We start from the raw sequence: 4929 nt of genomic DNA, 5'->3' as shown, positions 1-4929 counted from the left end.
GGATCGAGCCTCGCGGGATCGAGCAGGGCGACTCGCAAGGCCGGGACCGCCTGTGCGGCGCCGGGCGATCCAGCCATGACGAGGCCCTGGTCCATGCCGTATTCGCGTTCCTGCATCAGCCCGCGACGATCGCGGCCCCCCGCAGATGCTATAGGGGGAGAATGCAAAACAACAGCTTAAGTGGAATGGTTAACCCGTTAAGCGCGCCGCTTCATCGGGGCGACGGCCCAAGAAAAAGCCCCGCCAGGCGCGAAGCCGGCGGGGCCAGTTGTCGTTCAGATGGCAAGGCTATCGCATAGGTTAGCCCGCTGCAAGCGCCGCGAGCAACAAAAGCGCGACGATGTTGGTGATCTTGATCATCGGGTTGACCGCCGGACCCGCCGTATCCTTGTACGGATCACCCACGGTATCGCCGGTCACCGCCGCCTTGTGCGCGTCGGAACCCTTGCCGCCATGGTGGCCGTCCTCGATATATTTCTTGGCATTGTCCCAGGCGCCGCCGCCGCTGGTCATCGACAGCGCGACGAACAGGCCGGAGACGATGACGCCAAGCAGCAGTGCGCCCAAGGCCGCAAAGCCATTGGCCTGACCCGCCACCGCGGTGATGACGAAATAGACGACGATCGGTGCCAGCACCGGCAGCAGCGAGGGGATGATCATCTCCTTGATCGCGGCCTTGGTGACGAGGTCGACGGTGCGGGCATAATTGGGCTTGGACGTGCCCGCCATGATGCCGGGATTGGTGCGGAACTGCTCGCGCACCTCTTCCACCACCGATCCGGCGGCGCGGCCCACTGCGGTCATGCCCATCGCGCCGAACAGATAGGGCAGCAGCGCGCCGAGCAGCAGCCCGACGATGACATACGGGTTAGACAGCGAGAAATCGACCGGCACGTCAGGGAAGAATTCCTTGAGGTCGGTCGTATACGCGCCGAACAGGACGAGGGCGGCAAGACCCGCCGAACCGATGGCATAGCCCTTGGTCACCGCCTTGGTGGTGTTGCCCACCGCGTCAAGCGCATCGGTCTTTTCCCGCACGCTGTCGTCGAGCCCTGCCATCTCGGCAATGCCCCCGGCATTGTCGGTGACCGGGCCATAGGCATCGAGCGCCACGACCATGCCCGCCAGTGCCAGCATCGCGGTCGCCGCAAAGGCGATTCCGACGATCCCTGCCAGCTGATAGGCGATGATCACCGCGACGACGATCAGCAGCGTCGGCAGCGCGGTCGCTTCCAGGCTGATCGCGAGGCCCTGGATGACATTGGTGCCGTGCCCGGTTTCCGATGCCTTGGCGATCGACTGGACCGGGCGATAGTTGGTGCCGGTATAATATTCGGTGATCCAGATGATCAGCCCGGTGACGCCCAGCCCGATCAGCATGGTGAGATAGAGGTCCATGCCCGTAAAGGTTCCCGGGCCGGCGGCATCGGCGGTCTTCATCGCATAGGCGGTAGACATGCCGACCACCGCATCGGTGACGAAATACAGGCCGATGGCCGAAAGGATCGCGGTGACCGCAAAGCCCTTGTACATCGCGCCCATGATCGATCCGCCCGATCCCAGCCGGACGAAATAGGTGCCGATGATCGAGGTGATGACGCACAGCCCGCACAGGCCGAGCGGCAGCCCGACCAGCGGCAGCAGCGCGGCATCGTCGCCCGCGACCAGCAGCGCGATGGCGACCATGGTGACGCCGATGGTGACGACATAGGTTTCGAACAAGTCGGCGGCCATGCCGGCGCAGTCGCCGACATTGTCGCCCACGTTATCGGCGATCACCGCCGGGTTGCGCGGATCGTCCTCGGGGATTCCCGCCTCGACCTTGCCGACCAGGTCCGCGCCGACATCCGCCGCCTTGGTGAAGATGCCGCCGCCCAGACGCGCGAAGATCGAGATCAGCGACGCGCCGAACGCCAAGGCGACCAGACCGTTGACGATGTTGCGGTCTTCCGGATCGCTGAGGCCATGGCCCGCTATGGCATAGAGATAATAGAAATAGCCTGCCGTCGCGAGCAGGCCCAGGCCCGCCACCAGCATGCCGGTGATCGCACCTGCACGGAAAGCGAGGGTGAGCCCCGCCTGAAGCGAGGTGCTTGCCGCCTGTGCGGTGCGCATGTTCGCGCGCACCGAGATGTTCATGCCGATATAGCCGGCCACGCCCGAAAGCACCGCGCCGAGCACGAAGCCGATGGCGGAGACGGGATTGCCGAACTTGTCGAGAAGCGCCCAGACCAGCACCAGCATCACGATGCCGACAATGGCGATGGTACGATATTGGCGGCCCAGATAGGCCTGCGCGCCCTCCTGGATCGCCGCGCCGATTTCCTGCATCCGGGCGTTGCCGGGCGATTGGCTCAAGACCTGTCTGCTGGTGAAAATGCCATAAAGGACTGCGACCACCCCGCAAAGGATGGCAATCAAGACCACGTTCATGCGTCGCTCTCCCAAAAAGCGATGGCCTCTCGGCCGAACAGGCGATCACCGCGCCCTTGATGAACGTCAGCGTCCCCCGCACATAGGTATAAGCGGGTGTTGCAAGCGTGCAACTTAATAAAGTTAGCGAGTTGCAGGCCTCTCAGCCGTGCTGCCAGCCCAGCTTTTCGGGGGTTTCGACCGGCATGCCGTTCCAGCTGAGCGTCAGTCCCTGGCCTTCGGCAAAGCCCCCAATGCGGGCGGCGGGGATGGGCAGATGCGCTTCCGCATCCGCCGCGAACAGCAGCTGATAGTCATCGCCCCCGGTGGCCGCGGCAAGCGTGGCGGCCTGGTCGCTGCCGATCGTGGCGACGAAATCGGGCGAGAGCGGGACCTGCGCAAGGTCGATCCGCACCGCGAGGCCCGAGGCCCGCGCCATGCGCGCGGCATCGATCAGCAGCCCGTCGGACACATCCATCATCGCACGCGTGACCTGGGCGAGCAGGGGGCCATCGGCAAGCCGCGCCTGCGGCCTGCGATAGGCGGTGATGAGCGATGCCGGTTCGGTCTTGCCCGCCTGGAGCAGGCTCAAGCCTGCCCAGCCATCGCCGATCGTGCCGGTGACGAACAGCCCGTCGCCCGCCAGCACGCCCGCGCGCGACGGCGGCACGGGGACCGAGGGCAGGCCGATCGCGGTCAGCGACAGCACGCGCGCCTGCCCTGCAGGCACGCTGACGGTATCGCCGCCGATCAAAGCCAGGCCGTGATGGTCGAGCGCGGTCTTCAGGCCCTCGGCAAAGGCCGCGTCCCAGCCCGCATCGCGCGACAGGCTGTGCCCGGTGAGGCAGGCGAGCGGAGTCGCACCCTTGGCGGCAAGGTCCGAGGCGTTCACCGCGACCAGCTTCCACGCGATATCGGCGGGAGGATCGTCGGGGAGGAAGTGGATGCCCTCGACCAGCATGTCCTTGGTCAGGACGAGCGCCTGCTTGCCGATGGTCAGCACCGCCGCATCGTCATCGAGCCCGCGCGCTGCCGGATCGGTCGCGATGGTGCGCAGCAGGTCGATAAAGGCGGGTTCGGTGGTCATCCTGTACAGGCCTTTGCGCCTACGTCCCTCGACTTCAGCGTTCCGCTGAAGTCGAGGGACGTTCGCGCCACCGTGCGTAACCTAACGCCGCACATCCTTGGCAATACCGTCGAGCAGGCCGTTGGCAAAGCGCGTGTCCTTGGCGTCGAAGAACGCGTGCGCGACATCGAGATATTCGTTGATCACGCTGCCCACCGGCACGTCGGGCCGGGCGAGCAGCTCGTACGTCCCGGCGCGCAGGATCTGGTGCAGCGTGCGGTCGATGCGGCCGAGTGACCAGCCCTCGGCCAGCTTGCCCTCGATCAGGCCGTCGATCTCCGCGAGCCGCGCGGTGGTGCCCTTCACCACGTCGTCGAAGAACGCGACATCGGCCTCTGCATATTGCTCGTCCTCGATTTCGGCGCCCAGCCGATGCTGGTGGAATTCGTGGAGCAGCTGCGCGACCGGGGTCTTTTCCATCGTATGCTGGTAGAGCGCCTGCACGGCGGCGAGCCGTGCGGCGGAGCGGGAGCGGGATTTCTCGTTCATGTCGTTTCCATCAGGTCAGCCGGCGCCGGACGCTCTCGGCATGGGCGGGCAAGCCCTCCATCTCGGCCAGCGCCACGGCGGCGGGGCCGATCGCGGCAAGGCTGTCGGGATCAAGCTGGATGAAGCTGGTGCGCTTCATGAAGTCGAGCACCGAAAGCCCTGAAGAAAAGCGCGCACGCCGCCCGGTGGGCAGCACATGGTTCGGCCCGGCGACATAATCGCCCACCGCTTCCGGCGTATGGCGGCCCAGGAACACCGAGCCTGCATGCCGCACCTTCGCAAACAGCGCTTCAGGATCGTCGACCGCGAGTTCCAGATGCTCGGCAGCAAGGCGGTTGACCAGCGGCATCGCGTCTTCAAGGCTGTCGACCACGATAATCGCGCCATTGTCTTCCCATGCTTTCGTCGCGACCTTGCGCGTCGAGAGCGCGGCGAGCTGCACGCCGACCGTGTCCGCTACAATATCGGCAAAGCCCGCGTCATCGGTGAACAGGATCGACTGGCTGGTCGGGTCATGCTCGGACTGGCTGAGCAGGTCGGCGGCGATCCATTCGGGGTCGTTCTTGCCGTCTGCAACGACGACGATCTCCGACGGCCCCGCGACCATGTCGATGCCGACCACGCCATAGAGCTGGCGCTTGGCTTCGGCCACCCAGGCATTGCCCGGGCCGGTGATGACATCGACCGCGCGGATCTTCTGCGTGCCAAAGGCGAGCGCTGCGACCGCATGCGCGCCGCCGACACGCCAGATCTCGTCCACCCCGGCGAGATGCGCGGCGGCGAGCACCAGCGGATTGACCTGGCCCTTTGGCGTCGGCGTCACGACGACGAGCCGCTCGACCCCGGCGACCTTGGCGGGAATGGCGTTCATCAGCAGCGATGAGGGATAGGCTGCCCTGCCG

General features: G+C 65.9%; 4 protein-coding genes. All 4 read right to left on the bottom strand.

What is annotated here, in order from left to right; genetic code table 11:
* Nucleotides 1-300: 300 nt before the first annotated feature.
* A complete protein-coding gene (locus AX735_RS03910; RefSeq protein ID WP_066275912.1) occupies nt 301-2433 on the bottom strand; it encodes a sodium-translocating pyrophosphatase in 2133 nt (710 codons plus the stop codon).
* A gap of 142 nt (nt 2434-2575) precedes the next feature.
* Nucleotides 2576-3499, bottom strand: a complete 924-nt coding sequence (gene thiL / locus AX735_RS03905; protein WP_066275910.1) for a thiamine-phosphate kinase — start codon at nt 3497-3499, stop codon at nt 2576-2578.
* An 81-nt stretch (nt 3500-3580) separates the two neighbouring features.
* Entirely contained in the window at nt 3581-4027 is a 447-nt protein-coding gene (gene nusB / locus AX735_RS03900) for a transcription antitermination factor NusB (protein WP_066275908.1), read from the bottom strand.
* 10 nt (nt 4028-4037) lie between these two features.
* Nucleotides 4038-4929, bottom strand: an 892-nt coding sequence (gene hisD, locus AX735_RS03895) for a histidinol dehydrogenase (protein WP_066275906.1), incomplete at its 5' end; no start/stop codon positions are given.

Source organism: Blastomonas sp. CCH1-A6, from assembly GCF_001556365.1.
GTDB lineage: Bacteria > Pseudomonadota > Alphaproteobacteria > Sphingomonadales > Sphingomonadaceae > Blastomonas > Blastomonas ursincola.
This window is presented reverse-complemented; position numbering and strand designations above follow the sequence as displayed.